This is a genomic window from Nitrosopumilus sp. S4 (assembly GCF_054515835.1).
In genome coordinates this window covers 1,439,564-1,459,163 of sequence record NZ_CM137258.1, presented here as the reverse complement: position 1 = coordinate 1,459,163, position 19,600 = coordinate 1,439,564, and the positions used below count along the sequence as shown (strand labels likewise).

Sequence of the window (19,600 nt, the reverse complement as noted above, 5' to 3'; positions counted from 1 at the left end):
TCTCACAAATGCCATGGGTTTGCCTTTGTAATAATTTTTTCAGGAAGTTTGTCTTTGTTATTATTTAGAAATTCCATCTCTTGTTTTTTGTCTCTTAGCTCATCTGGAAGCATAATTGGTATCTCTTCAATAATTGGATAAAATCTAGAACATTTTGGGCAAAAAATTGCACCTTCAGAGACTATGCTGTCTTTTTGATTTATCTCAAATAATTCCAAAGGATGAGTTTTGTCAATTGGACAAGCCAAAATATCCATCATTGTTTTGTTCATTTTAGATCCAGATAGATTGGTATTCCTTTTTGACTAGATAAAAGTGCAGCTTCGGCAATCATTGTGACATTGACTGCCTGCTGAGATGTAACAATATGCTCATTTTTCCCTTCAATAGCTCCAAGAAAACTTTTGATCTCAAGTGATAATGGCTCTTCTTTTTCGTTTTGAACAGTTTGTGCATCATCATCTTTCTCAACAATAATTTCTTGTGTGATAAAGTCCGATGAGATTATTGCATCAGTGCACACTGCATTGAATTTTCTCACTCTTTTTGGAGTTATCCAGTTTGATGAGATGATTGCTATTTTATCATTTTTGTATCCAAGCATTATGCTTGCAAAATCTTCGTGTTCATGTCTAATTTTTCCCGCTCTTGCAAATACAACATTTGGCATCTCATCAAAAAGCCAATTAGCCGTATCAATGTCGTGAACTGAAGTATCATAAATTATGCCTACATCTTTGATATGAAGCGGCATTCTGTTTTCACGATGAAATTCAAGCATTACTAGTTCACCGTATTTTTTTTCTTTGACTAGATTTTTTACTACGCCTACTGCTGGATTGAATCTCTCAATGTATCCACATGTTAGAATTACCTTGTTTTTTTCTGCTAGTTTTGCAAGTGCTTGACCATCTTCAGATTTGTAAGTCATTGGTTTTTCTACAAAGACATGTTTTTTTGCTTGTAATAGTCTTGTTGCAATTTGCGCATGTGTTGATGTTGGAGTTACAACAAATGCTCCATCAAATTCTTCATTATTTAGTAATTCATCTAATGAATCATGATGATTGACAGAATATTTTTCTCCATATTCTTTGCTTTTCTGAGAATCAGCATCACAGACAGCAGTAAGTACGCCTAACTGTGATAGAATTCTGGTGTGGTTCTTACCCCAACCACCAGTTCCAATTTGCACAATTTTCATCTAATATACCTCAGTTAACCAATGAGAATAATCATTATTTTTCTTCATTACTATGTCTGTATACTCTTGCATCATCTTTTTAGTAATATCGCCAGGTTTACCATCACCGATCTTCTTTGAATCCATTGAAATTATTGGGGTAATCTCTGCTGCAGTTCCTGTAAGAAATATTTCTTCAGAACTTGTTAACTCACTTCTTGTGACCTCTCTTTCTACTACATCTAGATCCAAATCTTTTGCAATTCTAATTATTGCATCTCGTGTAATTCCTTCAAGGGCAGATGATGCTAATGATGGTGTAATTAGCTGACCATTTCTAACAATGAAAATATTCTCACCTGGTGCCTCACTTACATTTCCATTATGATCTAGCAAGATTGCCTCATCAAATCCATTTCTCTTAGCTTCCTGAGTTGCAATAATTGAATTCAGATAATTGCCACCCATTTTGGCTTGTGGAGGAGTAGACATATCTGAGAACTTTCTCCATGATACCACACCTGCACTGATACCATTTTTGTTAAACAAATCGCCAAAGGGAAAAGTAAAGATTGCAACACTTGTTGGAGCTTTTTCTGTAACATGAAGATTAATTCCATAATCTCCAATAAAATAAAATGGTCTGATGTAGCATGATTTTTTTAAATTATTTTTTTTACAAATTCCAGTAATTGCATTTGTAATTTCCTTGTCTGTAAAGTTTAGTGATATGTTGTAAAACTGACCAGATCTTCTAAACCGCTTTACGTGTTCATCTAGTCTAAATACATGGAGATTTTTTCCATTCCAGTATGCTCTAATTCCCTCAAAGATTGATGTTCCATAATGAATTGCATGAGTTGTAATTGGAACTTGTGCTTTCTCAGTTAGTACATACTTTCCATCAAACCAAACATATTTTGAGAGAGGAAGTTTCATAAGAAAATTCCAGCATGTGTGTATTAATTTATTTTCAATTCTGTATTTTAGCTAGTCTTATCAAAAACCAATTATTATTATGACCATCCTTCTTTGGGGAATTTCATTCCTGCAACCCTTGTAGTCAAATCCTCAGAATTTGCAAATTTCTCTACTGTTTTCCATTCATTTTGAATAATCTCAACTATGCTTTGCGGAACATCCTCCCTCCATGATGTTTCTTTTCCAAGTGCTGCATCATACAATTTCTCTTTGACTGCAGCAGCAGATATTTTCCTTCTTTGCCCTACCTTTGGTTTTAATCGATAAATCCTCAACATTATCCCTTCAGCTTTATCACCAGTGTATGAAAAATAATCTCCCTTGACCCCTCGTAGTACTTGTTTTCGCAACTCCCATGATTTTGGTGCCAATAAGGGAGGCATGTATTTTTTGAATGGAGCAAAGAATGCATAGTCTTCTGTAATTTGAATAGAATCTCCAAATACAGACTCTAACATTTTTTTTCTGATTTGAAAATTAAATGGAAAACTCTTACTATTGATCTCAGTATTTCCATCCTTGAAAACTACAGGCATGACTTTTACAATATCAGCTTCTTTTTGTAAATCTGAAATTATTTCCACATGAGCTTTAGTTACAGGATTTAGGTGTGCAAGATACAGTGCAGTAATCAATTAGATCATCTAGATAAATCTCATATTTCAATGATTGATTCTTGAAAAATTCTATCCGTATGATTCGTATTTGACTTCGAAGCTTCCATCTTCACGTTTGTCATGTTCTGTGACAAAGCCTTTTGGATTCAAAAAGTCCATAACACCATCAATTGTTCCTTGCCATCCACAAACATAGAATATGGTATTCTCCTTGGTAATTTTATCTCCAATTAGTTCTTCTAGTGGTGACAAACCATTTTCTCTTGGTCGTAGGAATGTTTCTACTCTTCCAACTTGACCTGACCAAGATCTGTTAAACCATTCTTGAGGTCTACTAATTGCTGCTCTATATCTGAAGTTCCATTCTTCTTTTCCTCTTTTAATACTCTCATTTTCAAGATTAGTTAGCAAGTCTTTGTAACTTAACTCATCAACATAACTGGCACCATGAAGTACAATTATCTCTCGTTTGTCTCCTGTATCATGAAGGTGCTGTGCAAAGCTTACAAATGGTGCAAGACCAGTACCGCCACCTATACAAACAATTCTTCTGTTGTCTTTTTGACCGTTAGGTAGTTCTTCATTAATTAGTAATGCACGACCTGTTGGCTTTAACCAAAGTATCTCATCGCCTTCTTTTGCGTTAAACAATTGCGTAGTTAATCTTCCTGGAAGTGGTTTTCTTACCCATCTAATTACAAGTTCAATGTAATCTCTATTTTCTGGATGGGAAGCAATAGAATAAGCTCTTCTTACAATCTTTCCCCCTTCTGCAGGATTTGGTAATCCTAATGTGATGAATTGACCAGCTTGATATTCTGGAACTGGACCATCTTTTGGAACTAATCTGATAATAACTAAATCCTCTTTTAGTAATTGAACATATGTCACTGTTGCCTTGTTATCTACTACCATAACGATTCAATCATATTTTTCACGGTTAAATATATTGTGTTAATTCTAATTTTGGATTACAATTTTACCGCTAAACGTTAATAACCAATTTGAAAAATGTTATTCAATCAGATTTCTGATAAATGGGCCGGTCGTCTAGCCTGGTAGGATAGGTGCATGGCATGCATCGGATCAAGGGTTCAAATCCCTTCCGGTCCACTATTTTTTATTTATCTTCAAGAGCAATCTTTCAATTTCAAGATCATTTTCTGTATTGATCTCTTGGATTTTTTCATCGGAAAGTGAAATGTTTAGGTCAATTATTGATTGCAATGCACTCTTTCTAACTTCTAAATTTGAATCAGAAAGTGACTGCAGAAAAATTTCTTCAGCCTCTTGTGCTCTAAGATGACCAAGTGCTCCAATTGCACAAGATCTAACCATAGAACTTTCATCATTTGCAAGTTTAATTATTTGAGGAATTGCAGATATTTCTTTTCTGTTTGCCAAAACAAGTGCAGCATATCCTCTAATGTTTTTACTTGTAGATTTCAAACTTTTAATTAACAAATTTGAAATTTCATTTTTGTTTAACACCAATGCGCTAAATGCCTCACCTCTAACCTGAATATCATCGTCATTTAATTTTGAAACTATTTTTTCTAAAATTTCTAAATTATCAACTCCATCTAGCGTTTCTAAAATTTTGATTTTTTCTTTGCTGTTTTGTGATTCTAAAATTTCAACTATGTTTTCCAACTTTGAATGAAATCGCCAATTCTTCTTAATAATGGTTAAAATTTTTCAAATTTTTTTATCTGATTCGAAAATAATCCTTTTAGCTTTAAATTATCCTTAAATAGCAATTTTCTCATGTCAAACGAAGCCAGAGACACCATATTCATCGGTAAGAAACCATTGATGGCATATGTTACATCAACATTGATTCAATTGGCAAACTTACCAGCTGTCAACATCAAAGCTAGAGGACTCAGCATAGGTCGTGCTGTAGATGTAGCTCAAATCATTGCACGAAAGACAGAAAATGCAGGATACTCTATCGGAAATATCAAAATTGGCTCAGAATCTTTAGAGTCACAAGACGGTAGAACCAGAAACGTTTCAACAATAGAAATTGAAGTAAAGAGAAACGCAGCATAACTGCGCTTTACTTGAAATTTTTTATTTTATTCTCTTTTAGAACTGCCGTACTTTTTTTCCATTTTTCTAAACTTGGAAAGTTCAACTAGTTCATTGAATTGATCAAAATTCACAACTTTTTGTTTTGATTTTTTGGTTGTTCCTGTCTTCTTTAGCTCATTTAAGATCTCCATTGTTGCAAACGTATTTGCAAACAATACTGATAGTGGATAAAGAACAATATTGAATCCCATCTTGTGCAAGGTATCAGCTGAACTAATTGGAGTAGCTCCACCTTCTATCATATTAGCTACAAGTGGGGCTTTGATTGCTTTTCCAATCTTTTTCATCTCATCAATTGATTTTGGTGCCTCAACAAATATTGCATCTGCACCTGTCTTTTTATTATCTAATCCGCGCTGAATTGCAGCATCTAATCCTTCAGTTGCCCTTGCATCTGTTCGTGCAACAATGATGAAATCTTTACTTTCTCTAGCATCAATTGCAGCTCCAAGTTTTTCAGTGTATTCTTCTTGTGAAATTACTTCTTTACCACTCATATGACCGCATCTCTTTGGCCATCTTTGATCTTCTAGAAATATCCCAGAAGCACCTGATGTCTCTAATTCTTTTACAAGCTTCCAAACACTTAGTGCATTTCCGTATCCAGTATCTGAATCAACAATTACTGGAACTGAAACTGCTCTGCAAATTCTTCTTGCATTATCTAGAGTTTCAGTTGCTCCGATGAATCCATAGTCTGGCATTCCAAATAGTGTTGCTGATGTCCCGTATCCTGTTTGAAACATTGCCTCAAATCCAACTTTTTCTGCAATCTTTGCACCAATTGCGTCATAAACTCCTGGAATGACCAGTGGTTTGTTTGATTTTAGCATACTATGCAAATTTTTCATGAATCTTCTCTTAATCTGAATTATTTATGATTTTAAATTTTCAACCATTTGTGTATCTGCATTAAAAAATTACTATCTTGATAGGTTCAAACATGCAATCTTTTTTAAAAAACTTTTTTTGAAAAAGCATGCCACAAACAGTCCGTTATAGACAAATATTTTTTTCATATTGACTAATTATGCAAACTGCTACCCAGTCCAAAACCGTCCAAATGTCATTCCTTCAATCAACCCTAGTTAGAAGAGAGAACCAAACCTCTCTTCCAACTGGTGTAAAATCTATTGACATGATTGGATTGACTTGGATTTTCCAAGAGGATGATTATTTTTGATAGAATTTTTTGAGCCTGCAATGAATTCACTTCAATACAAATTGTACTCAATAGTATCAAGGCTAAATTCTAGAAAAAAGAACAATTTGAATTTCAATGAGGAATTACTTGAGGCATTCAAGTAAGTTTGTGTGAACAATTCCACATATCCTTTAAGTACAGCAAAAAATGAAAAAATATGTTGAAAATTAATTTAATTGTGTTATTTACCATGTCCTTACTTTTGACTTCTGCAGTTACTGCTTCATCTTATGCAGATATTATTCCCCCAAACCAACAAAAGAAAATTGGAATATCTACTGAAGATATAGTATGTGAAAGTGGATTGTTCAAAGTAATTAGAGAAAAGACTAATTCTATTGCATGTGTTAAACCAAGTAGTGTTGCAAAGCTTGTATCCAATGGATGGGCAAAACAAATTGATGAAAAACTACTCTCTGATGCTCTAAATAGAAAAAATATAGAACTTGGAACAATTAACATATTAGAAAAAGTTCCTGTTAGAACTAATGTTGGAAAACTTGCAACTGGTGCACCAATTAATGGATATAATTTAATTTTTGAAGTATGTGCAACTATTCCAATATATGCTCCTGATGTTTTGATTCGATCAGATAGTGAATCCAAAAACTATGAGTTAATTGAAACTGTTAATGCTGGAACTTGTGTAATCAGTGCAAGTAAAATTAAAGCTGCTGATGCTAACACAATTACTGTAACATTACTAAACAAAGGAGATATTTCAGCTAAAGTACTATCACTTCAAAATGAGCTTGATTCATTAAAGAAACAACTTGCAGAAGTAAAATCTTCATTTGGAATTCCTGCATCTTCTGATGTTCAAAACCAAGGAATCAAAATTACTGAACTAAGAAAACAAGTAAATGACAAACGTGAAGAATTACATCGTATATTATTTACACTTCATTCTCCTCCAACAGTAAAAGCAAAACTTGACAAATTCACATTTACTGGTAAAGTAATTGAAGGAGAATCAACCACTATTCTTTCTGTTTTAGATTCACAGACTCCAGGGCAATTTGATGTAGTCTTTGAGGCATGTGCTGGAGAAAAAACAGTAAGATTACCTGTAGTTAATGTTATTTCTGATGAACAATCAACTACAGTAAAAATTGGAGACAAAATCTCCGCAAACAGCTGCCAAATGTCATTTGCAAAAATTAATGCAAAAGACAAATCAACAATCACTGTATCAAATGCAGAAAATGAATCCTCAGGAAAAGCAGCAGATCTTGAAGTACTTATTGTAAGCCTAGAGCATGAAATGGTTCAAGAAAAAGAACTCCTCAAAGAATTAATGCATAATCCAGCTAGGGCAGAAAACTTTGCTGAATTATTAGATGCACATGTAACAAAGATTACTGAACTTAGAAATCAGATTACAAGTGCAAAGGCAGAATATAGTAAAATTCTTTATTTGACATATAACTAAAATGAAAATAATCTTAATTGGTGCTCTAATTTCTATGCTTTTATCTACTAGCTTTGCCCCAAATTCATTTTCTCAGCAAGCAGTTCCTGATTGGGTAAAACAGACTGCTGGATGGTATTCCGACGGTCTTGTTTCAGAAAAAGAATTTTTGGATGCAATACGTTTTCTTGTTGAAAATAAAATAATTCTTTTAGAAGATAAAATCCTAGATGATCCGACTCTAAAAACTAGTGATGTATCCGTAACAAAACCAAAAATTAGACAATGTGAAGTCTTGTTTCAATCTTACAAAAATATTGGTGTAACTCAGTTTAAAATTAAATATTCTCACATAACTTATCTTGAAAGCTGTTTGAAATTATACTCAGATCCTATTTGGAAATATGAGGGTTCAGATAGATATGACAAACTCTCAGAAAAATTAACTAGTTTTAATGTTAAATCTGAGCCAAAAAAACCAAGTGATCCTTATACAACAATTTTATCTAAAACCAAAATAGGTGATGAGAAATATCTTGTAAAATTCAATATTTGTGCAGGTGATAAAATCATTGACAAGGCTAAAGTTCTTGTAAAATCACAAATTGAGGCTATTCAAGTAGGTTCAAACAAAGATGTTCCTGCAAACTCATGTAGAAACTATGAAACACAAATCTTTGCCAAAAACCCTGATAATATTTTTGTAGAAATTCTTGAGCAGGTCTTACAAAAATAATTCTAATTATTCTATTTTGATCTTCTTGCCTTTCTTTGCAGTACTTTCATCAATTTTTTTGAGTTCTTCTTCTAGGAATTTTCTATATTTTTGAGTTTCCTCGTCTGTCATCTTTGTAACATTTGAGCTGAGAATAGATCCCATTGTGAATATCTTCTCAAGCAAATCAATTGCAACAAATCTTCCTACGTTTCCTAATCTGAACAATACCTCTAACTGTTTTTTTACAATGTCATTTACCTTATCGACGTCTTGAGCTGTCTCTGCACCTTTTTTTGTTAGTTGATACTTGCCATCCTTTGTCTCATCGATTAATCCCTCATCAAGTAATCTTCCCAATAACGGATAGATCAAACCTGGAGATGGCTTCCAAATTCCATTGCTTTGCTCAACTGCATAATCGATAATCTCCTTTCCAGTATGAGCTTTGTTTTTGAGTAATTCCAAGATAAAATACCTTGAGAATCCTCTTGGAACCGAACTGCCCACTCTCTGAAACCATTCAGATATCATCACTAGTGATATCACTAGCGATATATTTTAATTTTGTGATCTTAGGCTGAATTACTACATATTTAACTCACCCCTAGCAAGTTTGTCTGAAAAATGGTAGATTCTCTTGAATACGATCTGATTATTTGCGGTTCTGGACTTGCTGGATTAAGGGCAGCAATTGCTGCAGCAAAAAAGGGACCTAACCTCAAAATCGGAATTGTATCCAAAGTACAAGTTATGCGTTCTCACTCAGTATCAGCAGAAGGTGGAACTGCAGCAGTTCTCTTTGAGGATGAAGGAGATACTATAGAATCCCACGTTTATGATACTGTAAAAGGCAGTGATTTTCTTGCAGACCAAGATGTAGCAGAAAGACTTTGTGTTGAGATGCCAAAAGAAATTCATCAACTTGATCATTGGGGAATGCCTTGGTCAAGACGAGATGATGGAAGAATTGATCAAAGAAATTTTGGAGGTTATAGTTTTCCTAGAGCAACTTATGCATCTGATAAAGTTGGCTTTTTTGAAATGCAAACATTGTATGACACATGTCAAAAATATGATAATATTGAATATCTTAACGAGTGGTTTGCAACTGCAATAATTCATGATGGTAAAAGATTCATGGGATTAACTGCAATCGAATTATCAACTGGAACATTTTACACAATCAAAGGAAAAGCACTAATCATTGCAACAGGTGGAGCTGGAAGATTATACAGCTTTTCAACTTATGCATTATCATCAACACCTGATGGTCTAGATATGGGATTAAGAGCTGGAATGGCTCTCAAGGATATGGAGTTTGTACAATTCCATCCAACAGGAATTTTACCATCTGGAATTTTAATTACAGAAGGAGCTCGCGGTGAAGGAGGTTATCTATTAAACAACAAAGGCGAGAGATTTATGAAAAAATATGCTGCAGGTAAAATGGAATTAGCTCCAAGAGATATTGTATCAAGAGCTATCATGACCGAGATTCAAGAAGGAAATGGATTCAAACATGAAACAGGTGTTAATTGCATGAAACTTGATCTGAGACATTTAGGTGATGAAAAAATAAAAGAAAAGTTAGGTGGAATTAGAGAGATTTCAATTAAATTTTCAGGACTTGATCCTGCAACTGATTTGTTAGATATTAGACCCGTATGTCACTATATGATGGGTGGACTTCATACCAATATTGATGGAGCAACTGAAATCATGGGAGTTTGGGCAGCAGGTGAGGCCGCATGCAATAGCGTTCATGGCTCAAACAGATTAGGGGCAAATTCAACCTCAGAGTGTATTGTTTGGGGCAAAATTACAGGTGAATTAGCAGTAGAGTATATCCAAAAAGGTATTCCATCAAATCCATGGCCACACCATTTGGTTTCAGCTGAAGAGAAGAGAATCTATGATGGAATCTTTAGAGGAAATGGCGATGCTAATCCATATGAAATTAGACAGGAACTAACTGACACAATGACTGAGAAGGCATATGTGTATAGAAATGAAACTGATCTAGTTGCAGGTCTCAAAAGAATTCGTGAACTAAAAACAATGACCTGGAAACATGTAGATGATAAAGCAAAAGAGTACAACACTAATTTTGCAAATGTGATGGAGCTTGATTCAATGTTTAGAGTTGCAGAGATTGTTTTACTAGGAGCAATTAATAGAAAAGAATCCCGTGGAGCACACTCTAGAACAGACTACACCAAACGTGATGATGCTAATTTCTTACATCATACACTTGCTTACTATGATCCAACTGAGCCAATCATGAAAACATTTCCAGTAACAATTACTAAGTATCAGCCAGTGGAGAGGAAGTATTAGATGGATAACGAGAATAGACGCGAGGGAATATTTGGAATGGCCAACCCAGGTCGCTTTGGAATTGAACGTGTTGCATATTGGTTAATGCGATTAAGTGGTTTAGGATTATTAGCATACTTTGTAGCTCACATTTATGAAACTAGTAATATTTTACGTGGAAGAGCTGGATGGGATGACTTTCTAGCGTTAACTCAAACCACTGAAGGACACATTGTTTTAGCAATTGTAATTGCAATGTGTGTATTTCACACTGTCAATGGAATTAGAGTAATGTTAGGACATGGTGGAATTGGTGTTGGAAAACCCGCAAGACCTGATTATCCATATGAACCAGCATCCCAAAATTACAGACACAAAATTGGAATCTACTCGGCTATTATTCTTGCAGCAATTGCAATGATGTATGGTCTAGCAGTTATGTTTGGTGAATGATATGAGAGAAAGCACAATAATGAAAATTCACTACGGGACTGCCTTAGCATCCGTAGCATTAGTGGCAGTGCATATTCTTATGCGTCTCACACAGGGATTTGCAGAATCACTTGAATTTGAGAGTGTTTTGGCAAATTACAAATTTCTTCCATATGCTCTAATGCTTGAATTAATTCTCATCTTACTTTCAATTCATGGATTCAATGGACTTCGTGTAATTTTGCTTGAGCTAAAACAAGGACCAACTTATGAAAAAGCAGTATCGTATGGTTGCGTTGCAGCTATGGTTGGATTAATAGCCTACGGCTCTAGAACAATTATTATGACTAACATGGGGATGGTATAGAAATGGCACAAGTATCAGGTATTGCAAACGAGCAAACATCAACACCACTATCATCACCAAAAACAATTCTTCTAAGAATCTCAAGATACAATCCAGAGCATGACGAATCAAATAGATTCATGGAGTTTAATGTTCCATATCAGAGATGGACAACTGTACTAGAAGCAATTCTTGAAGTTAAAAAACACTTTGATCATTCAGTTGCAGTAAGATATTCTTGCAGACAAGCAACTTGTGGTTCTTGTGGAATGATAATAAATGGAAAACCAAGACTTGCATGCTTTACTAAAATTAGCGAACTCAATTCTGAAGTCGTTACAGTTGAACCAATGAATAATTTCCCGGTTATTAGAGATTTAGCAGTAAAGTTTGAAAAATTATTTGAATCACATCAAAAAATCAAACCCTATTTGGTTAGAGATGATACTGAACTAGAAACAGATCAAAAAGAATTCTTACAATCACCTGAGGAAGTTGAACAGTACATACAGTTTGCAAACTGCATCAAGTGTGGTTTGTGTAATTCTGCATGTCCTACAATGGCAACTGATTCGTCTTTTGTTGGACCACAAGCCTTGGCTCAAGCCTATCGCTATGTTGCAGATAGCAGAGATAAGGGCAAGGATTCCAGATTAAAAATAATAGATGAATCTCACGGTATTTGGAGATGTCATTTTGCTGGCTCTTGTAGTCAGGTATGTCCAAAAGGAGTTGATCCTGCTATGGGAATTCAACTGCTTCGTGGATATTTACTAGGTTTTAGAAGTTAACCTGATTTTTTTGGATTTGGGCTATTGTTAACCTGATTGTTTATTTGCTCAGCCATAAAGTGATTTGAAACATTTACTTTAACATCATTTACGCCATCTACTTTTAGTAGGTTGTCATGAATATCTTGGCAAATTTTAAAACCAAATACTGCTGGACAAAATGGACTTGTAAGATGCAAATCGACTTTAACATCGCTGTTGCTAATATCAACTTCATCAATTAATTCTAATTCAACAATTGATGTGTTTATTTCTGGATCCACAATCTTTGATAATTCATCGAAGATTTTTACTCGAAGCTGTTTGATATCTTGGCTCATGTGGGCAAAAGCGTCGATGCTATATATAACCATTATAGAACCATTGGTGATGTATCGGTCACGTCTTGATACTGATTTGAGTGACATTACTTTAGATTATGTTTCATCAATAAATGATGATTCTCAAATTGCACTTTATGATATTATTGGCAGTCAAGCTCACACATTGATGCTTCATCAACAAAACATTATTACAAAAAATGATGCAAAAAAAATTTTATCCTCACTTGAGAAGTTGAAAAAACAAAAATTTGATAGCTCATCAGGCGCAGAAGACATTCATGAATTAATTGAATCACTAGTAATCAAAAATGCAGGTATGGCAAGTGGAGGAAAAATGCATACTGCAAGATCAAGAAATGATCAAGTTGTATTAGATATTAGAATGAAGATTAGAGATGACATTAACATAACTTGTAATTGTCTGCTTGACACCATCGAAGCACTAGTTTCTGTGGCTAAAAACCATCAAAAAACCATCATGCCTCTGTATACTCACCTTCAGCAAGCTCAAGCGGGACTGTTTTCTCACTATTTACTTGCACATGCAGATGTCTTATTTCGTGATTTTCAAAGACTCTACCAAACATATGATAGAGTTAATCAAAGTCCATTAGGAGCTGGACCTGTTGGGGGAACAAGTATTCCAATAAATCGAGACACTACTGCAAAGCTTTTAGGTTTTGATTCACTAGTTGAGAATTCAATTGATGCAACAAGTACACGTGATTTTGTAGCAGAATACGTATCTGTAATTGCAATTTTGATGACTAATCTAAGTAAGATAGCAGAAGACTTTGTAATATGGTCTACTTCGGAATTTTCCTTTATTGAACTTGCAGATGAATTTACATCTCCTTCAAGTGTAATGCCACAAAAGAAAAATCCAGATATTTTAGAATTAACTAGAGGAAAAACTGCTGAAGTTATTGGAACACTTACTGCAATACTTACTACTGTCAAAGGTTTAGCATCTGGTTATGGAAGAGATCTACAACAAATAAAATCTTCAATCTGGACTACTTCAAAAACATCTATCAGCGCACTAGTAATTTTAAAATCTATTTTACTAACACTCAAAGTAAATGAAAAGCAAATGAAAAAAGTTACAGAATCTAGTAATCTTATTGCACTAGATATTGCTGAGAAATTAGTTCAACAAGGAATTCCATTTAGAGTCACTCATAAAATTTCAGGAGTTTTAGTTCAATTAGCACATCAATCAAAAAAACCCATCTCAAAACTAACTACTGTAGATATTAAAAAATCTGTGAATGGAACAAATGTGGACCCTAAATTAGTCTCAAAAATTATCAGTACTACTACTGTAAATTCTTCTCTAAAAGATAGAAAATCTCTTGGATCCTCAGGCTATGATGAGCAAAAACGAATGATTTTAGATAGAATCCAAATGATAAACAACTATAGAATTGATATCTCATCACGAGAAAATAAAATTAATTCATCAATTGATGAAATGACAAAACAAATTCAGATGATCATAAAATAGTTAATAAAAAGAGTAGCGGGTCTAGAGGGATTCGGACCCTCGACAACCGGATTAAAAGTCCGGTGCGCTACCTGGCTGCGCCATAGACCCCTGATCAAAAATGCTTTTCGTGTATAATTTAGTCTTTTACAAAATTTTTTGTTGTGACAGAAACTTTTAATCTGGCAATTTGATTCAAACAACTTGTGCCCTTGTAGTATAGCCCGGTCTAGAATTCGGCCCTGTCACGGCTGAGACGCGTGTTCAAATCCCGCCGAGGGCGCCATTATTTCTTCATTGAAAATGATTTTTTAACCGATCAATACATGATAGATTTCTTAGTTACTGAAATTGAAATTATGATATAATTACTTACGAGAATATTAAAATTCAGGCAATTTTAGTAAAAATTGATGTCTGAGGAGAAAAAAGAATCTGAAATTAAATCAGAGGATAAATCAGCATCAGAAAAAGTTTCTGCACAAGAAAATGCAGAAATCAAAGCTAAAACTGCAGAAAAGGCCAAAGATGTTGTAGAAGAAAAAGCAACAAAAACAACCGAAGCAGCTGAAGATGCCGCAGAAAAAGCTAAAACTGCTGAAAAGGCTGCAGAGGCTACCAAAGCTGCAGATGAAGCAAAAATTGCCGCTGAAGCAGCAGCAAAGGCAATGGCTGCAGCAAAGGCTGCTGAAGAAGCAGAGACTGCTGCAAAAGAAGCAATTGCAAAGGCACAAGCAGCAAAGGAGGCTGCAGAAAAAGCAGCTGAAGAAGAATACAAAGCAATTACTGCTGAAGTTAAAGCAGATACAACAAAACCTGTTGATTATACGTTTAAGCGACAAGGCGAAGAGATCTTCCGCCGTGATATGGGTGAGCCAGAATTTTTCTTAGATAAAAAAGACAGATTCCCACGTCCAATATTATCGCAAGAACAACAAGAATCACTTACAAGACAAGCAGAAACTCCACAGGATCAAACTCCAAAATATAATCCAGAACATGTACTTAGTCCTGAATTTGGCGGTTTATCAAACTATGAACGTGGTGTTGATTCCTTTTTAGCAGAGGCAAAAGCAAATCTTGCAAAATTAAAATCTGATCCAGAATCATCATTGAAACAAATTCGAGATGCAGAAAATGATATTAAATATTTGGAATCTATTCACGAAAATTATTTTATTGGTATGAATGTATTTAGAACAGCAAAAGGCGGACGAAGTAAACTAAAGGCATAATGAGTGATGAAAATGGGTAAGATAAGTTTTGATGTAATGAATACAAGAGTCACATTCAAAAACATACCACTCCATACATTATCAAAATTCACTTTCAAAGATGTTGCAGCTGCATGTCAAGAATTCAAAAAAATTCCAAATGTGGATGAATGCATAATTATTCAAACCGCAAGTAGAGTTGAAATCTTTACTGTTAGTAATGTGGAAACTGATGATTCACCAGATGCACGACGTCCTGAAGGAAAAGGATTGGTATTAAATCAAATTAAAGACACTTGGATTTCATTGTCTTCATTAGAACAAATTGACATTGATCATTTTGATCAAACATTAGAAGTTTACAAGGGTGATGATGTTTACCGTAATCTATTAAGATTAGCAGCGGGATTGGACTCAGTTGTTGTAGGCAAAAAAGAAATTTTTAATGAAGTTTCCCAGTCATTGGTTACTGCAAGGACTGCAGGTACCTCTGGAGATATCCTCAACAAATTATTTGATAGTGTAATTAGATTAGCCGAGAAAATGAGGGCAACTACTGGAATTGAAAAGAATGTAATCTCAATAGGGGATGTTGCAGTAAAACTAGTAGATGAGAAAGCAGGACTAGATGATAAAAAGAAAGTATTGTTAATTGGAACTGGTGAATCAGCTGCTCGAGTTGCAAAAACTCTGAATAAAAGAGGAATTAAATTTGATGTGACAAGTAGAACTATTGATCGTGCTACAGGTTTTTCAGTAATTTTAGGTGGAACGCCTGTTGACTTTAATGATGTATTGGCTGGATTTGACAAGTATGATATTGTCTTTGTTGCAACCACTGCAGATTATTTCTTAATTACATTTGATAGAATTCATTTGGTAATGGAGGATAAGAAGAAAGGTACGCTGATTCTAGATTTATCAGAACCAAGAGCCGTTGAAGAAGGAATAACTGCATTACCTGGAATAAAATTACTATTCAAAGATCAAATTGCAGAAATTTATGAGGAAAATGTTAGAGCAAGAGTAGGTATTGTTCCTGCTGTTGAGAAAATTATTGAAAAAGAATTACCTGTTTTATCTGCAAGAATGACAATACTGGAAGCTTAATTTTTCTTAAAGACCCTGTTTTCTTAATAGGAATTGCATAATGGCCTCTTTTGAATAATCAATTCCGTGTTCTTCTTCTGTATGATTTCTAAAATTTTCAATTATTTCTTCCATCTCGCCTTCGGCAATAAAATCACATTCAAAACCATAATCAATGCACTTGAGATTTGCCATGATTTGATGAAAAATAATCAATATAAAAATCCACAGGTATAATCCGTAATAGAGACGATGATCTTATTCGTAAATTAGATTCTCTAGTTGTTAAAATTGTTATTCATTAATTGAAAAATTCTCTCAAAAAATCTTTCAAACTTGTATTAAAACCATCAGAATGATTTAGTCTGATAATTTCTACGAATCCTTCTTAAGCAATTTTCTATTTCTGAGTTTAATGACTAAACTACTGTATGCCTCAATCATTGCTTCTATAATTTTGATGTCTGTTTTTAGTGCAGATGCCTTTGCACAGTCAAATTTTAAAAAAATTGAAGGTAAGGAAATACAAAATAATCCTGTTTCACAAGACATTCTTGCAAAAATAGAATTATCAAAAAAACAATTCCTTCAAGCAAAAGAGATTGAACAAAAGCGTGATGCCCAACAAAAATTCATTGAAGAGCAAAGAATTCTAGTACAAAAATCTCTAAAACAAGATCTCCAAAGAATGGAAAAAAACTATGAAGAATTCACACCAAGAAACGCATTTTCAAAATATGTTTCAAATCTTAATGTAACAGATCACGGAATATTCTGGGATCAGTTTGATTATCTTCAAGCAAAAATTTCTCTAGCTCGAGATGCAAGAGATTCTGTTCTTAAACAGGGGGGAACATTTTCGGATGCCATGAAGCAATATGTTCAATTTGCTAAGATGCCAAAAATTGAAATGCAAAATATTGTGCGTGAACTTAACATAAAACACAATCTTGCACAAGAAGATATCCAGTCCAATTTTGACATTAATGGAAAATTGCCAAGATATGAAAATGATCTTGATGCTCCATGTTATGGATGTACTACAAAAATTTCCAAAGTTCAAATTGACTCAAATCAATCAGTTCCTATAACTAGAATTGCATATGAGCCAAAAACCACTCAAATTACTGAACTTCAAGACTCTCTTTCAGACCTCCAAAAACAATTCCTAGAATCAAAAAATATCATAGCTCAGAAAAAAATGGTATTTGAGATGAATGAAATCATAAAACAAATTCAAATTCTCAAATAATCTTTTTCTCTTTTTATCTAAAATTTTGATTTATTTAGAATTTCCCCCCTTACTGAAATCCTTTATCAGAAATTAACTTGGTATGATCACATTTTTTATAGATTCTTCCTAGTATGTCATAATGTATGTACTCAACAAGTTTGTAACATCTGATTAATGGATAACCATGGGAAAATCTTAAACAATCTAGTTGTGAAAAATAATATCTTAGATGAAGAAATTACAATGTTTAGTTTTATTCCCAAGAATAAAGGAATTGTGATGATTACTCCTTTGTCTGACCAGTAATTTATGCCTGGAATTATTTTTAAAATATTTTATCCGTAAGACTCAAACTTGATTGCAAAACTACCGTCAGGCTTTTTCTCATGTTCGGTTACAAAGCCTTTAGGTCCTAGGTACTCTATCACTCCATCAATGGTTCCTTGGTAGCCACAAATGTAGATAATTGTATTATCTGGTGTGATTTCTTCTCCGACCATCTCCTCGACTGGTGACAGACCTGTTTTTTTATCCGGCTTGAAAAATGATTCAACTCTGCCTACGTGTCCATTCCATGATCTGTTAAAGAATTCTTTTGGTCTGCTAATTGCTGCTCTATATCTAAAGTTCCACTGGTCTCTTCCTCTCTTTTCACTTTCATTTTCTAAATCAGTTAACAGTCTCTTGTAGCTTAGCTCATCAACATAACTTGCACCATGTAAAACAATTATCTCTCGTTTATCATTAGTGTCATGGAAATGTTTTGCAAATGCAATAAATGGTGCAAGACCAGTACCACCACCAACACAAATTACCCTACGATTATCTTTTTTCCCATTAGGTAATGTATCGCTAATTTGTAAAGCAGCACCTGTTGGTTCTCCAAGATAAACTTCATCACCAACGTTTGCATAAAATAATTCAGTAGTAACTCTTCCAGGAAGTGGTTTTCTTACCCATCTAATTACAAATTCATAATAATCTCTGTTTTCTGGATGTGATGCAATTGAATATGCTCTTCGTACAACTTTTTTCTCAGAAGGAATTGGTAGACCGATTGTTAGAAATTGACCCGTTTTGTATTGAGGCATTCCAGTTTCTGGGACCAATCGTATAATTACAAGATCTTCTTTTAATAATTCCATATATGTTACTTTTGCCTTGGTCTCAGTTACCATACAGGATCTTTTTTCGTTACTTTGGATAAATATATTTCTCTTAAAAATTGATTAAAATTTCAAATTCTATTCTAAAACATAAAAATTAGTTTGAAATCAATCAAAAAGATTGATTTTTCATCTAATCAACACTGTCTGTGATATGTGACATTATTTCATCAAGAATTTCTTGATTTGAAGCTGCGATAAAAGAAACTCTAGTTTCATAACTTAGATCTGCATCAAGTGGTTTCAAGTTTGCATCCAATAGCAATCCTCCTGCCTCTTTTACAATTAGATATCCTGCTGCAATGTCTTGAATTCTAATTTTGTCTCTTAAATCAATAAAAATGTCCATATGTCCTCTCGCAAACAATGCCATCTCAAGTGCGTTTGCACCAAAATGCCTAGTATGATGATTATGACTCTCAAAAATTGCATCCATTCTCCTCATCAATTCCTTTGATGCGCCTGATGTGTTAATCCCAATTATTTTGTAAATTGGATCTTTGTTATGTACTTGAATTTTATCGCCATTAAAAAATGAGCCCTTATTTTTTGATGCCCAATATGTCTCCCCATTTGCTAAATTAGTAATGACCCCATCAGTAATTGAACTAAGTTTATCTTCAGTTGCAAATGCTAACGAACTGCAAAAAAACGGAACACCTCTTACTGCATTTGCAGAACCATCAATTGCATCCATAATGACATACCCCTTTGGATTCTTAGATAGCTCCACCCTTCCACACTCTTCTCCTAAAACTATACATTCAAAATTAATTTCTTTAAGATAATCAAGTACTGTTTTTTCTGCAACCATGTCAATATTTCTTGAAACATCTCCACCTGCACCAATCCCAAAATCGCCTGCAGCATGCTCTGTTCCTGCAAGATGTTTTACATTTTCATAAATTCTATCTGATGCTTCTCTTAGAATTTGAATTATTTCCATATTCAATATTTTTTGCTTCGTAATTTAAGTGAAGAATATTATTTCA

At 34.0% G+C, this 19,600-nt stretch carries 24 protein-coding genes and 3 tRNA genes; 14 read left to right on the top strand and 13 right to left on the bottom strand.

The window, feature by feature from the left end; translation table 11 throughout:
• Window positions 1–2: 2 nt before the first annotated feature.
• The 5 genes from ACX119_RS08665 to ACX119_RS08645 form a co-directional block, all read right to left on the bottom strand.
• Window positions 3–272, bottom strand: a complete 270-nt coding sequence (locus ACX119_RS08665) for a Trm112 family protein (RefSeq protein WP_459350855.1) — start codon at window positions 270–272, stop codon at window positions 3–5.
• Window positions 269–1,204, bottom strand: coding sequence for a Gfo/Idh/MocA family protein (locus tag ACX119_RS08660; protein ID WP_459350854.1), 936 nt, complete (start codon window positions 1,202–1,204; stop codon window positions 269–271). Before ACX119_RS08660 ends, ACX119_RS08665 begins: the two co-directional genes overlap by 4 nt.
• A complete protein-coding gene (locus tag ACX119_RS08655) occupies window positions 1,205–2,122 on the bottom strand; it encodes a branched-chain amino acid transaminase (protein WP_459350853.1) in 918 nt (305 codons plus the stop codon).
• Between the two features lie 77 nt (window positions 2,123–2,199).
• Window positions 2,200–2,799 carry a hypothetical protein gene (locus ACX119_RS08650; RefSeq protein ID WP_459350852.1) on the bottom strand — a complete coding sequence of 200 codons (600 nt, stop codon included), beginning with the start codon at window positions 2,797–2,799 and terminating at the stop codon, window positions 2,200–2,202.
• Between the two features lie 51 nt (window positions 2,800–2,850).
• Complete coding sequence (locus tag ACX119_RS08645; protein ID WP_459350851.1) at window positions 2,851–3,696, bottom strand: ferredoxin--NADP reductase; 846 nt, start codon at window positions 3,694–3,696, stop codon at window positions 2,851–2,853.
• Between the two features lie 124 nt (window positions 3,697–3,820).
• On the opposite strand from ACX119_RS08645, the gene ACX119_RS08640 reads away from it, so the two are divergent.
• Window positions 3,821–3,894: transfer RNA gene (locus ACX119_RS08640), tRNA-Ala, on the top strand.
• On the opposite strand, the gene ACX119_RS08635 is transcribed toward ACX119_RS08640, so the two are convergent.
• A complete protein-coding gene (locus tag ACX119_RS08635) occupies window positions 3,895–4,434 on the bottom strand; it encodes a HEAT repeat domain-containing protein (RefSeq protein ID WP_459350850.1) in 540 nt (179 codons plus the stop codon).
• Between the two features lie 114 nt (window positions 4,435–4,548).
• Here ACX119_RS08635 and ACX119_RS08630 point away from each other — a divergent pair, with 114 nt between their 5' ends.
• Window positions 4,549–4,836, top strand: a complete 288-nt coding sequence (locus ACX119_RS08630; RefSeq protein WP_297593808.1) for an AlbA family DNA/RNA-binding protein — start codon at window positions 4,549–4,551, stop codon at window positions 4,834–4,836.
• A gap of 26 nt (window positions 4,837–4,862) precedes the next feature.
• Here ACX119_RS08630 and ACX119_RS08625 read toward each other — a convergent pair whose 3' ends face one another.
• Window positions 4,863–5,711, bottom strand: coding sequence for an isocitrate lyase/PEP mutase family protein (locus tag ACX119_RS08625; protein WP_459352024.1), 849 nt, complete (start codon window positions 5,709–5,711; stop codon window positions 4,863–4,865).
• A 197-nt stretch (window positions 5,712–5,908) separates the two neighbouring features.
• Between ACX119_RS08625 and ACX119_RS08620 the strand changes: the two genes are divergently transcribed.
• The 3 genes from ACX119_RS08620 to ACX119_RS08610 all read left to right on the top strand — a co-directional run bounded on the left by ACX119_RS08620 (window position 5,909) and on the right by ACX119_RS08610 (window position 8,229).
• A complete protein-coding gene (locus ACX119_RS08620; protein WP_459350849.1) occupies window positions 5,909–6,061 on the top strand; it encodes a hypothetical protein in 153 nt (50 codons plus the stop codon).
• A gap of 211 nt (window positions 6,062–6,272) precedes the next feature.
• Window positions 6,273–7,514: a hypothetical protein gene (locus tag ACX119_RS08615; RefSeq protein ID WP_459350848.1), complete on the top strand. Its 1,242-nt coding sequence runs from the start codon at window positions 6,273–6,275 to the stop codon at window positions 7,512–7,514.
• 1 nt (window position 7,515) lies between these two features.
• Entirely contained in the window at window positions 7,516–8,229 is a 714-nt protein-coding gene (locus tag ACX119_RS08610) for a plastocyanin (RefSeq protein ID WP_459350847.1), read from the top strand.
• Window positions 8,230–8,235: 6 nt separating this feature from the next.
• Here ACX119_RS08610 and ACX119_RS08605 read toward each other — a convergent pair whose 3' ends face one another.
• On the bottom strand, window positions 8,236–8,742 hold the full coding sequence (locus ACX119_RS08605) for a PadR family transcriptional regulator (protein ID WP_459352023.1): 507 nt from the start codon (window positions 8,740–8,742) through the stop codon (window positions 8,236–8,238).
• Between the two features lie 93 nt (window positions 8,743–8,835).
• On the opposite strand from ACX119_RS08605, the gene ACX119_RS08600 reads away from it, so the two are divergent.
• The 4 genes from ACX119_RS08600 to ACX119_RS08585 are packed head-to-tail and all read left to right on the top strand — an operon-like array spanning window position 8,836 to window position 12,096.
• Window positions 8,836–10,548: an FAD-binding protein gene (locus ACX119_RS08600; RefSeq protein ID WP_459350846.1), complete on the top strand. Its 1,713-nt coding sequence runs from the start codon at window positions 8,836–8,838 to the stop codon at window positions 10,546–10,548.
• Window positions 10,549–10,980, top strand: coding sequence for a succinate dehydrogenase/fumarate reductase transmembrane subunit (locus ACX119_RS08595; RefSeq protein ID WP_459350845.1), 432 nt, complete (start codon window positions 10,549–10,551; stop codon window positions 10,978–10,980). It begins immediately after the preceding gene.
• A 1-nt stretch (window position 10,981) separates the two neighbouring features.
• Complete coding sequence (locus ACX119_RS08590) at window positions 10,982–11,326, top strand: succinate dehydrogenase/fumarate reductase transmembrane subunit (protein WP_459352022.1); 345 nt, start codon at window positions 10,982–10,984, stop codon at window positions 11,324–11,326.
• 2 nt (window positions 11,327–11,328) lie between these two features.
• Complete coding sequence (locus ACX119_RS08585; RefSeq protein WP_459350844.1) at window positions 11,329–12,096, top strand: succinate dehydrogenase/fumarate reductase iron-sulfur subunit; 768 nt, start codon at window positions 11,329–11,331, stop codon at window positions 12,094–12,096.
• Here ACX119_RS08585 and ACX119_RS08580 read toward each other — a convergent pair.
• Window positions 12,093–12,416, bottom strand: coding sequence for a metal-sulfur cluster assembly factor (locus ACX119_RS08580; protein ID WP_459350843.1), 324 nt, complete (start codon window positions 12,414–12,416; stop codon window positions 12,093–12,095). The two genes, ACX119_RS08585 and ACX119_RS08580, sit on opposite strands and share 4 nt — an antisense overlap.
• Window positions 12,417–12,465: 49 nt before the next feature.
• On the opposite strand from ACX119_RS08580, the gene argH reads away from it, so the two are divergent.
• On the top strand, window positions 12,466–13,926 hold the full coding sequence (argH, locus tag ACX119_RS08575) for an argininosuccinate lyase (protein ID WP_459350842.1): 1,461 nt from the start codon (window positions 12,466–12,468) through the stop codon (window positions 13,924–13,926).
• Window positions 13,927–13,942: 16 nt separating this feature from the next.
• Here the strand turns inward: argH and ACX119_RS08570 are convergent.
• Window positions 13,943–14,016: transfer RNA gene (locus tag ACX119_RS08570), tRNA-Lys, on the bottom strand.
• A 97-nt stretch (window positions 14,017–14,113) separates the two neighbouring features.
• Here ACX119_RS08570 and ACX119_RS08565 point away from each other — a divergent pair.
• From ACX119_RS08565 to ACX119_RS08555, 3 genes are all read left to right on the top strand, one after another.
• Window positions 14,114–14,191, top strand: a tRNA-Asp gene (locus tag ACX119_RS08565).
• A gap of 127 nt (window positions 14,192–14,318) precedes the next feature.
• Window positions 14,319–15,140: a hypothetical protein gene (locus ACX119_RS08560; RefSeq protein ID WP_459350841.1), complete on the top strand. Its 822-nt coding sequence runs from the start codon at window positions 14,319–14,321 to the stop codon at window positions 15,138–15,140.
• Between the two features lie 12 nt (window positions 15,141–15,152).
• The gene (locus ACX119_RS08555) at window positions 15,153–16,229 is read left to right on the top strand and encodes a glutamyl-tRNA reductase (protein WP_459350840.1); all 1,077 of its coding nucleotides are present in this window, start codon (window positions 15,153–15,155) and stop codon (window positions 16,227–16,229) included.
• 6 nt (window positions 16,230–16,235) lie between these two features.
• Here ACX119_RS08555 and ACX119_RS08550 read toward each other — a convergent pair whose 3' ends face one another.
• Window positions 16,236–16,403, bottom strand: coding sequence for a DUF1059 domain-containing protein (locus ACX119_RS08550; RefSeq protein ID WP_459350839.1), 168 nt, complete (start codon window positions 16,401–16,403; stop codon window positions 16,236–16,238).
• Between the two features lie 220 nt (window positions 16,404–16,623).
• Here ACX119_RS08550 and ACX119_RS08545 point away from each other — a divergent pair, with 220 nt between their 5' ends.
• Window positions 16,624–17,460: a hypothetical protein gene (locus tag ACX119_RS08545; protein ID WP_459350838.1), complete on the top strand. Its 837-nt coding sequence runs from the start codon at window positions 16,624–16,626 to the stop codon at window positions 17,458–17,460.
• A gap of 317 nt (window positions 17,461–17,777) precedes the next feature.
• Here the strand turns inward: ACX119_RS08545 and ACX119_RS08540 are convergent, their stop codons facing one another.
• Entirely contained in the window at window positions 17,778–18,620 is an 843-nt protein-coding gene (locus tag ACX119_RS08540; protein ID WP_459350837.1) for an FAD-binding oxidoreductase, read from the bottom strand.
• A gap of 121 nt (window positions 18,621–18,741) precedes the next feature.
• Window positions 18,742–19,554 carry an inositol monophosphatase family protein gene (locus ACX119_RS08535; protein WP_459350836.1) on the bottom strand — a complete coding sequence of 271 codons (813 nt, stop codon included), beginning with the start codon at window positions 19,552–19,554 and terminating at the stop codon, window positions 18,742–18,744.
• Between the last annotated feature and the right edge of the window lie 46 nt (window positions 19,555–19,600).